Annotated in this window: 16 protein-coding genes; 14 read left to right on the forward strand and 2 right to left on the reverse strand. The window is 56.0% G+C overall.

The genetic code is table 11. The features are described 5' to 3' along the window. The first annotated feature begins 50 nt into the window (after positions 1-50). From AL01_RS08205 to AL01_RS08240, 8 genes are all read left to right on the forward strand, one after another. Positions 51-2,612 carry a penicillin-binding protein 1A gene (locus AL01_RS08205; RefSeq protein WP_077397060.1) on the forward strand — a complete coding sequence of 854 codons (2,562 nt, stop codon included), beginning with the start codon at positions 51-53 and terminating at the stop codon, positions 2,610-2,612. A 39-nt stretch (positions 2,613-2,651) separates the two neighbouring features. Beyond that, positions 2,652-3,783 (forward strand): peptide chain release factor 2 gene (gene prfB, locus AL01_RS08210; RefSeq protein ID WP_143280743.1). Its coding sequence is split into 2 segments (ribosomal slippage): positions 2,652-2,720 and positions 2,722-3,783, totalling 1,131 coding nucleotides; the frame shifts between segments, so codons are not numbered across the junction. 517 nt (positions 3,784-4,300) lie between these two features. After that, positions 4,301-4,993 carry an energy transducer TonB gene (locus AL01_RS08215; protein ID WP_077397062.1) on the forward strand — a complete coding sequence of 231 codons (693 nt, stop codon included), beginning with the start codon at positions 4,301-4,303 and terminating at the stop codon, positions 4,991-4,993. A gap of 210 nt (positions 4,994-5,203) precedes the next feature. Continuing rightward, positions 5,204-6,199, forward strand: a complete 996-nt coding sequence (locus tag AL01_RS08220) for a MotA/TolQ/ExbB proton channel family protein (protein ID WP_077397137.1) — start codon at positions 5,204-5,206, stop codon at positions 6,197-6,199. Positions 6,200-6,203: 4 nt separating this feature from the next. Further along, positions 6,204-6,626: an ExbD/TolR family protein gene (locus tag AL01_RS08225; protein WP_077397063.1), complete on the forward strand. Its 423-nt coding sequence runs from the start codon at positions 6,204-6,206 to the stop codon at positions 6,624-6,626. A 120-nt stretch (positions 6,627-6,746) separates the two neighbouring features. Next, positions 6,747-7,187 (forward strand): ExbD/TolR family protein, encoded by a 441-nt coding sequence (locus AL01_RS08230; protein ID WP_077397064.1) that lies wholly within the window; start codon positions 6,747-6,749, stop codon positions 7,185-7,187. Between the two features lie 2 nt (positions 7,188-7,189). Continuing rightward, positions 7,190-8,473, forward strand: a complete 1,284-nt coding sequence (locus AL01_RS08235; protein ID WP_077397065.1) for a tetratricopeptide repeat protein — start codon at positions 7,190-7,192, stop codon at positions 8,471-8,473. Positions 8,474-8,698: 225 nt separating this feature from the next. Then, entirely contained in the window at positions 8,699-11,164 is a 2,466-nt protein-coding gene (locus AL01_RS08240) for a mechanosensitive ion channel family protein (RefSeq protein ID WP_158075958.1), read from the forward strand. A 105-nt stretch (positions 11,165-11,269) separates the two neighbouring features. On the opposite strand, the gene AL01_RS09340 is transcribed toward AL01_RS08240, so the two are convergent. Further along, positions 11,270-11,437, reverse strand: coding sequence for a YqaE/Pmp3 family membrane protein (locus AL01_RS09340; protein WP_143280748.1), 168 nt, complete (start codon positions 11,435-11,437; stop codon positions 11,270-11,272). A gap of 213 nt (positions 11,438-11,650) precedes the next feature. Between AL01_RS09340 and AL01_RS08245 the strand changes: the two genes are divergently transcribed. The 6 genes from AL01_RS08245 to AL01_RS08270 all read left to right on the forward strand — a co-directional run bounded on the left by AL01_RS08245 (position 11,651) and on the right by AL01_RS08270 (position 16,666). After that, positions 11,651-11,938, forward strand: coding sequence for a YciI family protein (locus tag AL01_RS08245; protein WP_077397067.1), 288 nt, complete (start codon positions 11,651-11,653; stop codon positions 11,936-11,938). A gap of 172 nt (positions 11,939-12,110) precedes the next feature. Further along, on the forward strand, positions 12,111-12,983 hold the full coding sequence (locus tag AL01_RS08250) for a 3-hydroxyacyl-CoA dehydrogenase family protein (protein WP_077397138.1): 873 nt from the start codon (positions 12,111-12,113) through the stop codon (positions 12,981-12,983). Further along, on the forward strand, positions 12,980-13,867 hold the full coding sequence (locus AL01_RS08255) for an SMP-30/gluconolactonase/LRE family protein (RefSeq protein WP_077397068.1): 888 nt from the start codon (positions 12,980-12,982) through the stop codon (positions 13,865-13,867). Before AL01_RS08250 ends, AL01_RS08255 begins: the two co-directional genes overlap by 4 nt. Positions 13,868-14,176: 309 nt before the next feature. After that, positions 14,177-15,001 (forward strand): MetQ/NlpA family ABC transporter substrate-binding protein, encoded by an 825-nt coding sequence (locus tag AL01_RS08260; RefSeq protein ID WP_077397069.1) that lies wholly within the window; start codon positions 14,177-14,179, stop codon positions 14,999-15,001. Continuing rightward, complete coding sequence (locus tag AL01_RS08265; protein ID WP_077397070.1) at positions 14,998-16,035, forward strand: methionine ABC transporter ATP-binding protein; 1,038 nt, start codon at positions 14,998-15,000, stop codon at positions 16,033-16,035. The genes AL01_RS08260 and AL01_RS08265 overlap by 4 nt, the downstream gene beginning before the upstream one ends. Next, entirely contained in the window at positions 16,016-16,666 is a 651-nt protein-coding gene (locus tag AL01_RS08270; protein WP_077397071.1) for a methionine ABC transporter permease, read from the forward strand. The genes AL01_RS08265 and AL01_RS08270 overlap by 20 nt, the downstream gene beginning before the upstream one ends. Positions 16,667-16,747: 81 nt before the next feature. Here AL01_RS08270 and AL01_RS08275 read toward each other — a convergent pair whose 3' ends face one another. Then, positions 16,748-18,031: a cystathionine gamma-synthase family protein gene (locus AL01_RS08275; protein ID WP_077397072.1), complete on the reverse strand. Its 1,284-nt coding sequence runs from the start codon at positions 18,029-18,031 to the stop codon at positions 16,748-16,750. Between the last annotated feature and the right edge of the window lie 38 nt (positions 18,032-18,069).

Here is an 18,069-nt window from a genome sequence, read left to right on the forward strand (position 1 = left end):
CAACACTCTGCTTCTTCCCGTTCTTTTGCAGGCCATGTTATAGAAAAGGCATGAAGCGTTCCTCCATGCTGCCAGACAGCCCGCCATCACCATCCCAGAAGCCCCGTTTCCGCCGTTGGCGGTTTCTGCTGGGGGCTGCCCTTGGCATTGGCACGTTCGGCTTTTCTGCCGTCATTCTCACAGGGGTGGGGCTGTATGCCCATCTCAGTGCCAATCTGCCCAGCGTGGACGCTCTCCAACATTACAAGCCGCCCGTGGTCAGCCGCCTTTACACATCCGATGACCAACTCATGGCCGAGCTGTCCCATGAGCGGCGCATCTATGTGCCTATCCGGGCCATCCCACCACTCGTCCGCAACGCTTTCATCGCTGCCGAGGACCAGAACTTCTATTCACACGGCGGTGTGGACCCTCTGGCCATGCTACGGGCGGGCGTGACGGATATTGTCAGCATCCTCACCCATCAGGGGAAACGACCACTGGGGGCCTCGACCATCACCCAGCAGGTGGCCAAGGTCATGCTGCTGAACAATAACAGCCTGACCATCGAACGAAAGGTTCGGGAAGCCCTTCTCGCCATGCGGATTGAGCATACGCTCTCCAAAGATCGGATTTTAGAAATCTATCTGAATGGCATCTATCTGGGTAACGGTGCTTATGGAGTCGAGGCAGCGGCGCAGACTTACTTCAACAAGACGTTGGACCAGCTAAGCGATGCCGAGGCGGCCATGCTCGCCAGCATGCCCAAATCACCCAGCAACTATAATCCATTCCTTCACCCTAAAGCTGCCATGTGGCGGCGCAACTGGGTGTTGGATCGGATGGGCGAGACCCATGCCATCCCCACTGACGAAGCCCAGCAGGCCAAGCAGGACCCGCTCGTGCCGCAGGGACAGGTGCGTTTCGGTCCGCTTGCCAACTCCGAATGGTTCGCTGCGGAAGTCCGCCGCCAGCTAACATCCCTCTATAGTGAGGAACAGACAACCGAAGGCGGGCTGGATGTCCATACCAGTCTGGACCCGCACCTCCAGCAGGTTAGTACGAAGCTTCTGCGGGAAGGGTTGATGTCTTATGCCCGCACTCATGAAGGCTGGCACGGTGCTGTCGGTCATCTGGACAGTGACGCTCTGGCAGACTGGCAAAACGGTATCGTCAAACAGAAAAACCCAGCCGGGATGCTGTCCACATGGCGGCTGGCTGTTGTGCTTGCCACCACTCCGGCGGTCCGTGTCGGTTGGGTAAAGGCTCATGACACCCACACAGCCATACTCCACAAAGCCGATGAGGTATGGAGCCACCGGAGCCATCCACTTCAAACGGGCGACCTCGTGATGGTCGAACCACAGGATGACGGGTCAGCCGCTCTGGAACAGATTCCCCAAGTGGAAGGAGCGACTGTCACGCTGGATGCCCATACAGGGCGCGTTCTCGCCCTTGTGGGTGGCTGGTCTTTCCAACAGAGCCAGTTCAACCGTGTGACACAAGCACAGCGTCAACCGGGGTCATCTTTCAAACCGCTGGTCTATCTGGCGGCAATGGAGCGGGATATTTCCCCTTCCGAGACATTCGATGATTCTCCCATCAGCTTCGGGGACTGGAAGCCGCAGAATTACGAACATGACAACTGGGGCCCCACCACTCTGCATGATGCCCTGCGGGAGAGCCGCAACCTCGTAACCATCCGTGTGGCAGCCCATCTGGGTATGAAGGCCGTCAGTGACATGGCCGTGCGGTCCGGCATGGTCGATAACATGCCGCCCTACCTCCCTGCTGCCCTCGGTGCTGTAGAAACAACCGTTCTGCGGGAAGCTGGGGCCTATGCCGCCATTGCCAATGGGGGACACAGCATTACACCCAGCCTGATTGATTACATCCAGAATCCGGATGGCACCATCATCTGGCGCAATCAGGCCAATCAGCGCACCGTAACGACCGAAAACGGCCTGCCCGTAATCCGTGATGGCCGTCCGGTCTTGGCCTCACCACAAAGCACCTTCCAGATCACCACTATGATGCGGGATGTCATCGCCCGTGGGACGGGTGTCCGGGCCGGGGTAGGAATCGACCGCCCCATCGCTGGTAAAACTGGTACCAGTCAGGATTACCATGACGCATGGTTTGCCGGTTTCTCCCCTGATACCGTCACGGTGGTGTGGATCGGCTATGATGCACCCCGCAGTCTAGGCAAGAATGAGACAGGTGGCCATCTAGCCGGACCAATCTGGAATGGCATCATGAAGGCCGTCTTCGCCACGCACCCCCGGTTGGACTTCCCCGTGCCGGAGGGTGTCACGCTGGCCGAATATGATACGGGACGCATCCGGGCCATTGATGCCTTCAAGACCGGTCAGATTCCGGGGGCCTCCGTCCCACTGCATGGATTTGGTGCCGGAACACAGGCCCTCACCGCTGCCGATACAGGCGCAGACATGATTCCTGATTCCGAAACGGATATGCCTAGCTCCACCCCATCCAGCACCAATCCTACCAAGGATAATGCGCTGGATGGAAACGTGCCCCCGCCACCCTCTTCCGCCCCACCTGTGGAGGCCCCTCAGGAGAAAGCAAACCCTGCAGAGGGAGGTGACATTGGTGTCGGTGGTCTGTACTAAAGCAGCAACACTAACCTGAAGGAAACAGGAGAACGCCTGATGTCGGCTGAGACCGAAGCCCTCTCCGAACAGATCAAGCAGTCGGTGGCACTGCTGAGGAGGCATCTTTGACTGGGATGTCGCCAAAACACGCCTTGCCGAACTGAACCACCTCTCCGAAGACCCGGACCTCTGGAACAACCCAGATGCCGCCCAAAAACTGATGCGTGAGCGCACCATGCTCGCCAATCAGATTGAGGGGGTCGAAGCCTTGGAGGCCGACGTGCAAGACACGTTGGACCTTGTCGAGCTGGCCGAGATGGAGAATGATGACGCCGTAGTGCAGGAAGGACTTGCCACCCTGCGGAGCCTCGCTGCTCAGGCCCAGCAACGTGAGACAGAAAGCCTTCTCTCCGGTGAGGCTGATAGCAATGACTGCTATCTTGAGGTCAATGCCGGTGCTGGTGGTACAGAGGCGCAGGACTGGGCAGAGATGCTTCTGCGCATGTACACGCGCTGGTCCGAGAAGCACGGCTATAAAGTATCTCTGATGGAAAGCAGCGAAGGAGAACAGGCTGGACTGAAATCCGCCACCATCCTCGTCAGCGGTCCTAACGCCTATGGCTGGCTGAAGACAGAAGCCGGGGTGCATCGCCTTGTGCGCATCTCCCCCTTCGATTCCGCTGCACGGCGGCAGACCTCTTTTGCCTCCATCTATATCTCGCCCGTCGTGGATGATTCCATCGAAATCGAGATCATCGATTCCGACTTGCGGGTGGATACATTCCGGGCCTCCGGGGCTGGTGGGCAGCACGTCAATAAGACGGACTCCGCCATCCGTATCACCCATATCCCGACCGGCATCGTTGTGGCCTGTCAGACAGACCGTTCCCAGCATCGCAACCGGGCCACGGCCATGGAGATGCTGAAGGCTCGCCTCTATGAGGCTGAACTTCAGAAGCGGGAAGCTGAGGCCTCCGCTGCCGAAGCTGCCAAGACGGACATTGGCTGGGGTCATCAGATCCGTTCCTACGTTCTGGCACCGTATCAGCTCGTCAAGGACTTGCGGACCAACATTGAGAAGGGCAACCCTGATGCCGTTCTTGATGGCGATCTGGATGAATTTATGGCGGCCTCTCTTGCGCAGCGTGTCAGTACCACACGCTCCGAGGCAAGTGCGACAGCCCAGTAAGCCATCCGGCTGCAGGGCTGTTTTGCCTGTCCCCATATGAAAAGAGGGGCTGACCTTACGAGGTCATGCCCCTTTTTTACGTTATTTATCATAAAATACTATTTAAAATAGTTATTTTTAGGGATAATTTCCAGTATTATTTGTTTTTCCCATAAGACTAACCAACCAAAACAATTCACAGAACGCCCCATTTTCTCCTCATAAGAAAACTCTACAAAACCCTTGAAAAACCGATGGATATTTAAACATCCTAGCAGATATCCACATGGATACCCCTTTTTATACACAGATGGTCCTGCGAAAGAGTCGCATAACAACCCTTGCATCACAGGGGCCGCTTAGGCCATTGGTAAAGAGGACCGGCGCGGGAGTGATCCCATGCCAGTGCGCTGGCAACCTTCTGGAGGGAATAATCCTCTAACGTGGAACGTCGGCACGGCGCACATACCGCAACGAGCAAGCGTCTTTATAGGGAACGCCGAACCTACGGCGTGGAAAAGGGTAAAAGGGTTTTGAAATGAGAAGCTATGCCGCCCAGCAACGCAAGCCGACCGATTACATCGTCGCTGTTGTCGTGGCTTTTCTGGCCATCGGTCTGGTGGTCTATGCCCTGACTCTCAATAGAGTAGAAAAGCAAGAACCCTCACACCCACCCATCCAGACGCGCGTCATTACAGAGGCTCCGCCACCGCCGCCACCGCCGCCACCGCCGCAGCCGGTGATGGTCCAGCCGCCGCCGCCTTATATTCCACCGCCGAAGATCAAGGTAGCACCACCGCCCAAGCCGCCGATCCAGCATAGCCACCAAAAGGCACCGAAGCCGAAGGCTGCTGCCCCTCAGCCTGCGCCTTCTGCTCCGGCCCAGTCCTCGGCAACGGCCTCGTCATCGACAAGTGCCAGCACCAGCTCGTCCGATAGCGACCATTCTGCTGGGGCTATGCCCATCAACAACGTACGGCCGGAATATCCAGAGGAAGCGCAGGAAGAAAACCGCGAAGGTTCCGTTACGGCCTCCTGCGATATTCTTACCAACGGCAAACCCGCCAACTGTAAATTGTTGAGCGTAAAGGGAGGACACGACTTTGCTGAAAGTGCGCTGGACTTCCTAGAACACTCACCCGTCCGCTACCAGCCAGCCATATCTGGCGGCCAGCCGGTCGTAGAACATAACCACGTCCTGCATGTGGACTTTACTCTTGGTGATGAATGATGAGAACGCATTGATCCATCACAAGCCAGCATAACGCTGCCCTGCCCCCCCAAACAGGCAGAACCTTAACAGGGGTAGGGTAGCAAACGTTTTCACATTGTCCCGACCTGCCATGAATGGCAGGAATGACAGGGAGACCGATACGGGAGGTTTCTCCCACCGGTGCACCACTTTCAGACTGGTGCTTTTTTAGACAAGGATATGGGATTCATGACCAGACTGTTCCGCCTCCCCGTAACTGCTGCTGCGCCCAAAGCGCGCGCTGTCTATGGCACGGCCCTGGCCCTGACTCTGGCTGCCATGCCGTTGGCCTCCGCCGCTTTCGCACAGGAAGCCGCACCGGCCGCCCCACCTGCCGGAGCCACAATGAGCGCTCAGCCGCCCGTTGGCACCACACCAGCCGCACCGCCCGCCGGTACTGAAGGTGGCACCCCGGTGACAGCCACACCGATAAGTGACAAGCCCGCCGAGGATGCCCCCAAAGAAAACCCCTACGGGCTGGGTGCACTCTGGAAAAACGGGGACATCATCGCCCGGGGCGTTCTGCTCATCATGGCCTTTATGTCTCTGGGGACATGGATCATCATGATCAGCAAATTCATCGAGCAGGCACGCCTTTTCCGGGCTTCCAAAGCTGTGAACCAGACTTTCTGGACGCAGAAGACCATTCAGGAAGGTGCCCAGACGCTGAAAGCGGATTCTCCCTTCCGTTACATTGCTGAAACCGGCATCGTGGCCGCACGCCATCATGAAGGCTCCATGCGGGATTCTATCGACCTCCAGTCATGGACGAGCATGTCTATCCAGCGGGCTCTGGAGACCATCAATACACGCCTTCAGGGTGGGTTGGCCTTTCTTGGTACGGTTGGGTCCACCTCTCCCTTTATCGGGCTGTTCGGTACGGTCTGGGGTATCTACCACGCTCTGACAGCCATCGGCATTGCTGGTCAGGCTTCCATCGATAAAGTGGCCGGCCCGGTTGGTGAATCCCTCATCATGACAGCCATCGGTCTGGCAACCGCCGTCCCGGCCGTGTTGGGCTACAACCTGCTCGTCCGCCGCAATAAAGGGGCGATGGACCGTGTTCGCAACTTCGGGTCTGACCTGCACTCTGTCCTGATCGGCGGGTATCGTCACGATGCCACGTTCACCAACGAGGCAAAGGATAACAGCCCGACCACGACAACCACCAACGAGCGGATCTGATATCATGGCATTCAACACCGGAAACACAGGTGATGATGGCGAGGTGGTATCGGCCATCAACACGACACCGCTCGTTGACGTCATGCTGGTGCTGCTTATCATCTTCCTCATCACCATTCCGGTGGCCACCCATACCGTGAAGGTCAAGCTACCGGTGGATCGTAACCAGCCGACCCAGACCAAACCCGGTAATATCGTGCTGGCCGTGACGGCAGATGGGCAGACCTACTGGAATACCCTTCCCGTCAGCGACCATAAGGACCTCGTCAACCGCCTTATGGAAGCAGCACGCCAGCAGCCCCAACCACAGATACAGATCCGCGGTGATGGCTCGGCACAGTATATGCCGATCGGCAAGATCGTAGCGGCCTGTCAGGAAGCGGGCATCCAGCATGTTGACTTCATCACAGAGCAGCCACACGACTGACCTGTGGTCTATCTACCCCCGCCCGCCACGAGGTAGCGGGGGTGTCTACTCCTCATCGGCTCCCCCGGTCCGGTTTACCGGGGTGTGCCGTCCGAGACAGACAGTTTTTGGAGATTCCTCATGGCCATGAACGTTGGCACGGGCAGCACACACGAAGATGAAGCCATTGTCGACATCAACACGACACCGTTGATCGACGTGATGCTGGTGCTGCTCATCATGCTCATCATCACCATTCCTCTACAGACCCATTCCGTAGCGATCGACCTGCCGCAGGGTAACCCGCCACCCTCTACCGTGCAGCCACAAGTCGTTACCATCGGCATTAACTACGACAACACGCTGAGCTGGAATGACACCCCCATCGCCTCCGAGGAGGACCTCCAGTCCCGTTTGGATGGTGCTGTGCATCCCATGACAGGTGAGCAGCCAGAAATACATATCCGTCCCGACCGTCTTGCTACTTACAAGACTGTTGCCCATGTCATGGCCGATGCCCAGCGTCTCGGCGTAACGAAAATGGGCATTGTCGGTCTGGACCAGTATGTAGAAGGACAGTGATCATGAGCCTGCCGTATCTGAAACACCCGCAAAAATGGCTTCTGGCCGGGATGCTTGGCTTTTCCGCTACAGCTTGTGTTCCTGCCATGTCCGGCCTATCCCCTGCTCGGCTACTGGTCAGTGCCGCTCAGGCGGATGATGAGCTGGGGGCAGATGTCGGCAAGCAGCTCCAGCAGGCACAGTCGGCACTTGCCAGTCATCAAGCTGGCAAAGCGTTGGAGTTCGTCAATGCTGCCGCTGCAGTGACGAATAAAAACGACTACGAAAGCTATGTCATCGACCAAATGCGAGCTGCAGCAGCCAGTCAGGCAGGCAATGTTCCGGTCGCCTTGAAGGCCTATGAGGCCCTCATCAAAAATAGCCGCACCGCACCAGCAGCCCGACAGCAAATGCTCATGGCACAAGCCAGTCTGGCCTACAGCATCCGTGATTACGCCACCGCTGCCAATGCCGCCAGCCGTTACCTCAAAGAGGTTGGCCCAAGCCAGCAAATGCAAACGCTTCTCCTCCAGTGCCATTACCTCCAGCAAGACTGGAAGGGCACAATCGAAGCCGGGCAAGCCATTCTAGCTGCTGACCAGAAAGCAGGGCAGATCCCTGCGGAAAATCAGCTCCAGATGCTCGCCACCGCTTATGACCAGCTGCATGATTCAGCTGGCAAAGTCAGCGTTTATGTCAAGCTGGTGAAGTATCATGCCCGCCCACAATACTGGCAGATGCTGATCCACGATCTAACGGCCGACCAGTCCCTGACGCCACGTATGGTCTTCAATCTGCAAAGGCTGCGTCTGGCCACTGGCCTGCTGACCAACCCGGCTGAATTTCAGGACATGGCCGAGCGGGCCGTACAAATGAATCTGCCTCAACTGGCCCTGAACCTGCTTGATGAAGGCTATGCCCGTCATCTTCTAGGTACGGGTGCCAATGCGGCGGCTCAGGCCCATTTCCGGGCCTTTGTGGCCCAACGTGCTGCCGAGGCCCGCACCGACCTACCTGCCGCTGTGGAGAAAGCCAAAACCTCCCCAGACGCAGGCCCCTCCCTAACAGCTGGGTATAATCTTGTTCTTAACGGGCAGGTGGATCAGGGGCTTGCACTCATGCAGCAGGGTATGGAAAAACACCCCCATCAGCCGGAGCTGGCCCGCCTCACGCTTGGCATGGCCATGATGGATGGTGGCCGCCGTACTGAAGCTCTCCAGCTTCTCAACGGCATGGATGGTAATGGTACCGCCAGCAACCTTGCCCAGCTATGGGCCGTGCAGCTCGCCTCGCATCAGGTCCATTAAACAGGCTTACACCGGCCTTGATACTCTGGCAGCCAATCCGTATTCCGGGACGGACTGCCGGAACTTTATGTGCATCATAACCTTTCCCCGAGGAACGGGCCGGGGAATTCAAGAGAATTAACGATCCTTTCAAAGGATCATGTCTTAAAATCTCACTGCCTGCGCAGAAACGGCCGCACCGTGGCCACATCCATCACTTAATTAAAAAAGGAGATGCGTATCTACATGACTGACAGAATACCGCACCCCACCAGGGGGCCTGCTTCTTACCGGCGTTTTGCCGGTCTGTTCATACGCCGCATGTTGCCAGCCCTGCTACTGGCCTGCCTAACATTGTTCGCCCCTTCTCCTGTCCACGCTGCTGAAGGCGCACAAACAACACCAGCTGCCACGACCACCCTCTCAGCTGAGCAAGCCCAAGAACTTATCTCTGTCCTGAGCAATGATGCCCAGCGTCAGCAATTTCTGACAACCCTTCAGAATCTGACACAGGCGAAGGCACAGACAAAGCACACCTCTATTATTGATCTAGCCCGTGAGAATATTACCCTTTTTGGTAATCGGGCACTCCAGCAACTGCGTATCCTGCATCAAAACATCATCGATTTTGGTGCAATCGCCCCTTGGGTCCATGCACTCATTTATGATGCCGCCTTACAAACCAGCATCGCCCATATCGCCCTGCGTGTGGTCATCATGCTGGTCTGCAGCTATCTGCTGTTCTTTGGTGTGCGTATTGTCCTACGCCCCCTTTACCAGCGCATCAGCAACATGGCGAAACGGCATGACCATATGGTCTTCCAGCGGGAGGCCGAGAAGCTGCGCCATGCCCGCACCGAGGCGACAGAAGCAGTCGCCGACACCGCCCGCACAGCTGCGACTCACCACGATGAGCACATAAAAGAGGATACGGCCGCCGCACAGGCTAGCCTGCAGGATAGTCTCCGCCATCAAGGCGCACTGACCCAGCTCATGCTCTGCCTGCGCCGTGCCCCCTACACATTGACCTGCGCTCTGCTGGAACTGGTCACGATCTTCACCTTCCCGCTAATCGCCCTGCTAATGGGGATTCTGGACCCGACCACATCCCCACAGGCAGGCCATGCTATATGGAGCATTTCCTGGCTGATCGGTATTGGGCTGGGTGTGTGGACACTGGTTCTACGCATTTTCCTTGCTCCGCAGACGCCGTGGCTACGGCTGAGCATTCTACGGGACAGCTCTTCCACCTTCATCTTCCGCTATTTCCGCCAAATCGGCGTTATTCTGGCATGGGGCTTCTCTCTGCTTGCCGTGCTGCATAGCATGGCAATGCCTTCCGCCGTTTCCAACGGCCTCCAGAAACTCCTGCTGCTGGTGGTTCACCTCTTCTTGGCGATCATGATCATCCGCTCCCGCAAGCGGGTGCAACATGCCTGCCAGCATATTGGTGCCAATAACCGCCGCCTACAATCAGTCATGGCACTGTTTGCTGGCAGCTGGTGGGTTGTTGCCCTCTTCTTCGACCTCGCCCTGTGGCTTGTCTGGGCAGCCGACATCAGTGGTGGGTATCAGCTTATCCTCCAGATTTTCATCCGTACTCTGATTGCGTTGGTGGCTGTCCGTGTCGTCAGCATCCTGTTCTATGGAGGGCTGGAACGCTTCATGCGGGCTCTGGATAACTGGAACCTCAATGAAGAAACGCTGTTCCGTATCCGCCGTTATTATCCGGCCGCTACAACGGTCATCCGCATCATCGTGGCTGTCCTGACGGTTCTGGCCCTTGCTCTGGCATGGGGGGCTCCGGTTTATATCCTCTTTGGCCATGGGACGCTCGGCCCCCGTATCTTCCAGGCAGCTGTAACCATTCTGCTGGCCCTGATTATCGGGATTCTGGCATGGGAAGTGGCCAATGTGACCATTGAACACCATATCCGTCGCCTTGGTGAGCAGGACAATAAAGATGTAAAAATCCGCATCGCCCGCCTCCAAACACTGACCCCGATGTTCCGCATCCTGTTCCTGCTGGTTCTGGCTGTCATCATCGGGTTAACGGTCCTATCCCAGCTGGGGATTGATACTGGCCCGCTAATTGCCAGCGCATCCATCTTCGGTGTGGCTCTGGGTTTCGGTTCTCAGAAACTGGTTCAGGACTTTATCAGCGGTATTTTCCTACTGTTGGAAAATGCTCTGACCGTTGGTGATTCCGTAACTCTGAACGGCACCTATGGTGTGATTGAACGCCTCTCCCTGCGCTCTGTCCACGTTCGGGCGAATGATGGGTCGATGAACATCTTCTCCTTCAGCTCCCTCAGTCAGGTTACCAACTATAACCGTGACTTCTCCCGTGCGATGATCCTCGCCACGGTCGATATTGATAGCGACACGGATCAGGTAGCCGATATTCTAGTGGAGATTGGCAAAGAAATGCGCCATGAGGCCCCCTATAAGGACCTCATCCTTGCTGACTTTGACCTGTGGGGCGTCTCTGCCATTGGGGAATCTTCTGTCTCCGTAAAGGGTGTCTACCCCACAACCAATGCCGGACGTTGGACGGTGGAATGGGAGTTCAACCGCCGTATGAAGAAACGTTTCGAAAAGGCGGGCATCCAGTATCCTCGTGATGTAGTGGATATTCAGGGCCCAGCGTTGGAACGCTTCATCAACAACAAAGGAGCTGCTCAGGCAGCGGCTGAACAGGGCAAAGCCTAATCTACACGCCCATAACGCCCTCTTCCCGGCACGACTGGAAGAGGGCTGATACAAAAAACCCCTGCCCTTTCAGGCAGGGGTTTTTTTCATACCTGACTGAAAAGATCAGCGGGCAGATTCATCATAGGAGCGCAGAGCCAGCAACGCCCAAATGCTCGCCGGAACCCAGCCCAGAATGGTGATCTGAAGCAGCAGACAGATAATGCCTGCAATCGGACGGCCGATGGTGAAAAAGGTCAGCCAGGGAATGAAAAAAGCGATCAGAATACGAATCATAGTTATTCCTCCATGCAATCAAGAACGACTGCAAAAACAGTGGGCTTCCGGTACGGAAAGCCACCCCTCTCATCCTTAAAAAAAATGCCATTATTATGAAAGTGTTATTCTGAATGCTGGCTGTTTCTTCCCAAATCACGCTACTGGAGAGATAGGGTAACCTGAACCCTACCAGGCCTGACTGTGCCATATAAGGAGAGATTTTCTGTCATGATCATTGCTGAAGTATCCTACCTCGCCTCCCCGGACGACGTGCAAGTCCAGCGTCCTGCACACAGGGCTTTCCTAGCAACGCTTTTCACGCAGCGTGTCCTTCTGGCTTCTGGCCCCAAGCTCTCGGGAGATGGGGGTGTTCTCATCGTTCGTGATGGTATTACAAAAGAGGAGATCGAAACCCTTCTTGCAGAAGATCCCTTCGTCACCTCCGGTGTAGGTCAGTACACATTTACCGAGTTCAAAACTGCCCAGCTTGCACCAGAACTGACTAAAAACCACTAAAGCCAAATCTATATAACATCCCGCGGATACTGTCTGATTGGGCAGTATCCCATGTCACCTGAGCGTGATCAGGATAATTCTTCTGTAATGTTAAGGTTAATATCAGCGAGTTTATAATAGACTGAAAGCCCGAGGCTGGATGACCTCCAGCCCGTCATCAAAGGAAAATGCCATGGCAGATTTTCTAAAAGAAAAAGCATCAAAACGCCCGGCCACTATTCTGGGAGCTGGGACAATGGGCTCCCGCATTGCCTTGATGCTGGCAACACGTGGCAGCACGGTCCGCCTTTTCGACAAACAGGCAGCAAGCACCCAAAAGGCCCTCGCCTATATCGAAAAGAACCTGCCCAGTGTCGTTGCTTCTGTTCAAGGCGGGCAGAGTGGCCATGTAGTGGCAGCCGCTACAATGGAAGAAGCACTGGAAGATAGCTGGCTCGTCATCGAAGCTCTTCCAGAAAAACGAGACCTCAAAACAGACATCTTCGGCCAGCTAGATCAGATCGCTCCTGCGGATGCCATTCTTGCGACCAACTCTTCCTCATTTCCATCCAGCCAAATCATCGGCAAGGTGACGAGAAAGAATCGGGTTCTCAATACCCACTTTATGATGCCCCCCGAAAAGCGGGCCGTGGAGCTGATGTCCTGTGGGGCGACTGACCCAGACATCATAGAAGACCTAGCCCGCTATTTCCGGGAAGTAGGACTGTCCCCCTATAGCGCCCGGAAGGAAAGCCTAGGCTTCATCGAAAACCGCATCTGGGCCGCTATCAAGCGTGAGGCTCTCTGCGTTGCCGCAGAGGGCGTGTCAGACCCCGAAACAATCGACCGGCTCTATTGCGAAACACAGGGCACCGCCGCAGGCCCGTTCAGGATGATGGACCAAGTCGGACTCGATATCGTCCTCCAGATTGAAGAACATTATGCCGAGGCCTTCCCCCATCTCCCCGAAGCTCCCCGTATACTGCTCCGCAAAATGATCGCCGAAAACAGGCTAGGCGTGAAAAGCGGGCGGGGCTTCTATGATTACAACGAGACAGTCCCATGACCCAGCGCATGACACTTTATTCCCTTGAGATCGAACCGGCACGGGTCACAGCCCTTTCCACGCAAGATGGTCACCCAGTATCCCATATCAACATCGGCTGGGGCACACCGGACGGCATATGGATCGACACAACAGAGGGCCGGGTTTACTGGACCAACATGGGTGCCGATGCCAATGCGGCCGATGGCAGCATCGAGACGGCTTTGCTAGATGGCAGCGATCATAAGGTCCTTGTTGCGAACGGATTGGTCGTCACCCCCAAGCAGCTGACCTCCACACCGGGAGGCGAACATCTTTACTGGTGCGACCGTGAGGGGATGCGCATCATGCGCTGTCGGCGTGATGGCTCCAACGTAGAAGTCCTCTTACAAACCGGCACCTATCCGGCAGACGTAAAGGATGCCACCCGCCATTGTGTCGGCATCGCTCTTGATACGCAGAATGGCCATCTCTACTGGTCCCAGAAAGGCCCTCCAAAAGCGGGGCGAGGCCGTATCTTCCGTATGCCGCTGGCCCTCCCCGCCGGTACGGACCCCGCCAATCGTAACGACATCGAATTGCTAGCCGACCGGCTGCCAGAACCCATCGACCTGCATGTTTCGCCTACTCTAGGCAAGCTCTGGTGGACAGACCGAGGGGCACCACCCGATGGCAATAGTCTTAATGTCGCCCGGATAGATGAACATGGCCTGCACGACCATCAGGTCATCCTACGGGAACTAAATGAGGCGATCGGTCTGGCTGTCGATGCTAGCGGAACACTAGCCTTTGTAAGCGACCTTGGCGGCTCCATTCGGGAGGTCATTCTTGAGAGCGGACAGGCCAGACTCATCACAAAGCAGGCTTCTACGACAGGCCTCTGCCTAATCATTCAGGATAACTAAATCTCCCTTTACGGAGGAAACCGATCGCCCGCTGGTAGAGCAAAACCAGCGAGGCGATCTTCTATAACCAGTATATATGCGCTAGCCTTTATATTCCTCTATCATTAACTGTTCATATGGTCATCTCTTTACCTTGACAGAACAGAGTGACCCGCTAAAAACTCTTCCCACGCACGGCCTTCTCGGCCAGAGAGAGAGCATTTCGTCCAAACGGAATACAGTGGTGCGGCCCAGACGGTGCTTTTCCACCCTCGTGGAACTGTTTATGATACCGTACTTATCCACTCCTGAATGTTGAAAGGTACTATCATGTCCCGGTCATCCTTCCTTTCCCGGCGCCATTTTCTTGGCCTTTCAACGGGGTTAGCTGGTGCCGCTGCCCTTGGCCTGCCAGGAATCGCCCATGCCGAAAACCGTACGCTGAAAATCGGTATCATGTCCGGTGAGGATGAAGATATCTGGCGTCTCGTCAGCCAAAATGCTGCCCAGCGTGGCCTAACGTTAAAGATCGTCCCTTTCTCCGACTACAACACGCCCAATGAGGCTTTGTCCGAGCATGATGTGGACGCCAATGCCTTCCAGCACCGTCCTTTCCTTGATGCCCAGATAAAGGCTCATGGCTATAAGATCATCCCGGTTGGCGACACATACTTCCAGCCGATCGGCCTGTATTCCCACAAATGGCATTCCGTTGCTGACATTCCGAAGAATGCCCGCATCGGCATCCCCAACGACCCCAGCAATGAGGGCCGTGCCCTGCATGTGCTGGAGACATTGGGGCTGATCCGCCTGCCTGCTGATTCCGGCCTCTTCCCCACAGCACTGGATGTCACCGAAAACCCCCGCAACATCTCTATCGAAGAGCTGGATGCCGGTGTGGTTGGTCGCTCCCTGCCTGATCTGGATGCTGCTGTTGTTAATATGGACTGGGCACGCAAGGCTGGCATTTCCGAGCAAGAGCGCATTGGTGTCGAAGGGCTAAAGAACAACCCTTACGTCAACTTTATCTCTGTCAATGAGAGTGACGCCAACGCAGAATGGGTCAAGCCGCTGGTAGAAAGCTACCATCAGCCGAATGTTCATCAGCTCATTCTGGACATCTATCACGGCACAGTCACACCTGCGTGGCCATGAACCCTATCCTCGACATACAGCACGTTACCCACAGTTTCGGCCAACATACGGCCCTACAGGATATTTCCTTCTCAGTGAAACAGGGGGAAGTCGTAGGGCTGATCGGTCGCTCCGGGGCAGGGAAATCCACCCTGCTCCGTTGCCTGTGTGCGTTGGAACGCCCTCAGCAAGGCCATATCCTGCTTGATGGCGTGGACCTCACCACCCAGCCAGAGCGTCAACTTGTCCGCATCCGCCGCCGGATTGGTCTGGTCTTCCAACATTTCAACCTGCTGACATCCCGCACCGTGGCAGGTAACATCGCCCTGCCCCTCCAGATCGCTGGATGCCCCCGTAAGGAGCAGGCCGCACGTATTGCGGAACTGCTGGACCTTGTCGGGCTGAAGGGTTTTGAGAAGAAATATCCCTCCCAGCTTTCTGGCGGGCAGAAGCAGCGTGTCGGCATCGCCCGGGCACTGGCTGCCAACCCAACGTTGCTTCTCTGCGACGAGGCCACATCTGCGCTGGACCCGGAATCCACCAATTCCATTCTCAATCTGCTGGCTGACATCAACCGGAAGCTAGGATTAACCATCGTCCTCATTACGCATGAAATGGATGTAGTCCGCCGCTTTGCGCAGCGGATTTTGGTCCTTGACCATGGCCGCCTTGTTGAAGACGGTACCCTGCTGGACTTCCTCCGGGATGGTCAAAACAACCGGACTCTCCAGACCCTTCTGGCCGATATCCGCCCTTCCCTACCCACCTTCCTTACTGGAACACTGGCTGACACCCCGCAGCAAGGCCCCCATAAGACCATCATTCGGTTAGTCCTGAGCGGTGACAGTGCCAGCGAACCACTCTTCAGCGAACTATCCGCACAATTTGGCGTGCAGGCGGCTCTACTTCAGGGTGGTGTGACGACTGTTGGCGAACATCTGAGTGGCGACATGATCCTCAGTCTGGAAGGGGATAGAACGGAACAGGCCCTGAGCCATCTGAAAATGGCAGCGCAGAACATGGAGATTCTGGGATATGTCCCCTCTCATTCTTAAGCTGATTCTCCATTCCACATGGCAGACGCTGGAAATGGTCGTGGCCTCCACGGCCCTTTCTGTCATCCTCGGGCTGCCTCTGGCCCTGTTTATGATCGCCACTGGCCCACAAGGGCTTTACCGCCTGCCTTTTGCGGCCCGGCTTATGGGTATGGTGGTAGATGCCGTCCGGGCTGTGCCCTTCATCATCCTGCTGGTGCTGCTCATCCCCGTTACACGTTTTATTGCGGGGACATCACTGGGAACAGAAGCCGCCATCGTACCGCTTTCCATTGCTGGGATCCCCTATTTTGCCCGCATTGCGGAAATGGCGTTGCGTGAGGTGGATTCTGGCCTTGTGGATGCTGTTCGGGCCATGGGTGGTACACGCATGACCATCATTCGCTCGGTTCTGATTGCCGAAGCCCTGCCGGGGCTGGTCACCGGTGTGACAGTCACACTCATCACTATGGTGGGGGCCTCAGCTATGGCGGGCGTCATTGGTGCTGGCGGGCTGGGTGATTTGGCTATCCGCTACGGCTATCAGCGTTTCAACACAACCGTTATGTTTGGGGTTGTGGTGGTCCTCATCATCATGGTTAGCCTGATGCAGGTCCTTGGCAACAGTCTGGCCCGCTGGCTGAAGCACTGAAGCTCCCAACCTATTACACATCAAAAAAGCCCGTCTCCTAAACAGGGGACGGGCTTTTCTATTAACTCAGGCCATCCTGTATTAGGCGGCGTCCAGAGCCTGTTTTACATCCACCAAAAGGTCTTCAATGTGCTCCACACCGATAGAAAGGCGCACAGTGGAGGACGTGACACCAAAACGTTCCCGCACCTCTTTCGGCACACCAGAATGGGTCATCGTAGCTGGATGACTGGCCAGAGACTCCGTACCACCCAGACTGACAGCCAGTTTCATGATCTTCAGTGCATTGAGGAAACGGAAAGCGGCTGGCTCACCTCCTTCAATATCAAAGGAGAAAGTCGAACCGGCACCGCTGCACTGGCGTGCATAAACTTTTCCTTCAGCTGAATCAGCCTGATAGAAAGGAGGGAAATGCACCTTGTTGACTTTGGCATGGTCACGCAGCAGCTCTGCCACACGCTGCGCATTGAGCGTAGCCCGTTCCATACGCAGTCCCAACGTCTCTAAAGAACGCCCCAGCATCCAGCAGCTATGCGGATCCAGATGGGTGCCAATAGCCCCACGAAGCTGACGCACCGGGCGGGTCATCGCTTCGCTACCCAGCACAGCCCCGGCCACAAGGTCGGAATGACCACCAACATATTTGGTCAGGGAGTACAGGGAGAGATCAGCCCCATGTTTCAACGGGTGCTGATAGAGCGGACCAAGCAGCGTATTATCACAGACGATGACAGGGCGGCTGCTCTGCTTCGCCTCAATTTCCTCAGCAATGCGGCGTACCAGCGTTAGATCCACAAGCCCATTAGTCGGGTTGGCTGGGGTCTCAATCAGGATAAGAGCGACACGGCCTTCCGCAAGGGCCTGTTCTGCGGCCTCACGCATGGTGGCCTCATCCACACCACAGTTTCCCAACCCTACGGACTTAATACCCAAAGACGCCATCGTCTTGGTCAAAAGTGTTTCCGTGCCACCATAAAGTGGCTGGGAATGGAGGATCACATCACCGGGGCGGGCATAGGCCAGCAACGTAGTCGCAATGGCAGACATGCCAGAAGAAAACAGCACGCCACGCTCTGCTTCTTCGTAAACGGCCAGACGGTCTTCTACAATTTCACTATTGGGATGGTTAAAGCGGGAATAAACAAGCCCCTGCCCTTTGCCCTCAGGCGGCTCTTTCCGACCAGAAACATAATCGAAGAAATCCCGTCCATCTTCCGCTGTTGGAAAAACGAAGGTTGATGTCAGGAACACGGGTGGCTTAACCGCTCCCTCCGAAAGGGCTGGGTCGTAGCCGTAATTGAGCATCTGTGTCTCGGGGTGCAGTTTATGACTGCCGATATGGGTCTTTTTGTGATCTGACACCATTGGAAATTTTCCTTCAGAAGGTACCTAGCCTGTATGTG

It is taken from the genome of Bombella intestini (genome assembly GCF_002003665.1).
GTDB lineage: Bacteria > Pseudomonadota > Alphaproteobacteria > Acetobacterales > Acetobacteraceae > Bombella > Bombella intestini.

Excerpts from the sequence above, each read along its gene's own strand:
- AL01_RS08205 (WP_077397060.1), top strand. The coding sequence starts at position 51 with ATGAAGCGTTCCTCCATGCTGCCAGACAGCCCGCCATCACCATCCCAG.
- AL01_RS08215 (WP_077397062.1), top strand. The coding sequence starts at position 4,301 with ATGAGAAGCTATGCCGCCCAGCAACGCAAGCCGACCGATTACATCGTC.
- AL01_RS08220 (WP_077397137.1), top strand. The coding sequence starts at position 5,204 with ATGACCAGACTGTTCCGCCTCCCCGTAACTGCTGCTGCGCCCAAAGCG.
- AL01_RS08225 (WP_077397063.1), top strand. The coding sequence starts at position 6,204 with ATGGCATTCAACACCGGAAACACAGGTGATGATGGCGAGGTGGTATCG.
- AL01_RS08230 (WP_077397064.1), top strand. The coding sequence starts at position 6,747 with ATGGCCATGAACGTTGGCACGGGCAGCACACACGAAGATGAAGCCATT.
- AL01_RS08235 (WP_077397065.1), top strand. The coding sequence starts at position 7,190 with ATGAGCCTGCCGTATCTGAAACACCCGCAAAAATGGCTTCTGGCCGGG.
- AL01_RS08240 (WP_158075958.1), top strand. The coding sequence starts at position 8,699 with ATGACTGACAGAATACCGCACCCCACCAGGGGGCCTGCTTCTTACCGG.
- AL01_RS08245 (WP_077397067.1), top strand. The coding sequence starts at position 11,651 with ATGATCATTGCTGAAGTATCCTACCTCGCCTCCCCGGACGACGTGCAA.
- AL01_RS08250 (WP_077397138.1), top strand. The coding sequence starts at position 12,111 with ATGGCAGATTTTCTAAAAGAAAAAGCATCAAAACGCCCGGCCACTATT.
- AL01_RS08255 (WP_077397068.1), top strand. The coding sequence starts at position 12,980 with ATGACCCAGCGCATGACACTTTATTCCCTTGAGATCGAACCGGCACGG.
- AL01_RS08260 (WP_077397069.1), top strand. The coding sequence starts at position 14,177 with ATGTCCCGGTCATCCTTCCTTTCCCGGCGCCATTTTCTTGGCCTTTCA.
- AL01_RS08265 (WP_077397070.1), top strand. The coding sequence starts at position 14,998 with ATGAACCCTATCCTCGACATACAGCACGTTACCCACAGTTTCGGCCAA.
- AL01_RS08270 (WP_077397071.1), top strand. The coding sequence starts at position 16,016 with ATGTCCCCTCTCATTCTTAAGCTGATTCTCCATTCCACATGGCAGACG.
- AL01_RS08275 (WP_077397072.1), bottom strand. The coding sequence starts at position 18,031 with ATGGTGTCAGATCACAAAAAGACCCATATCGGCAGTCATAAACTGCAC.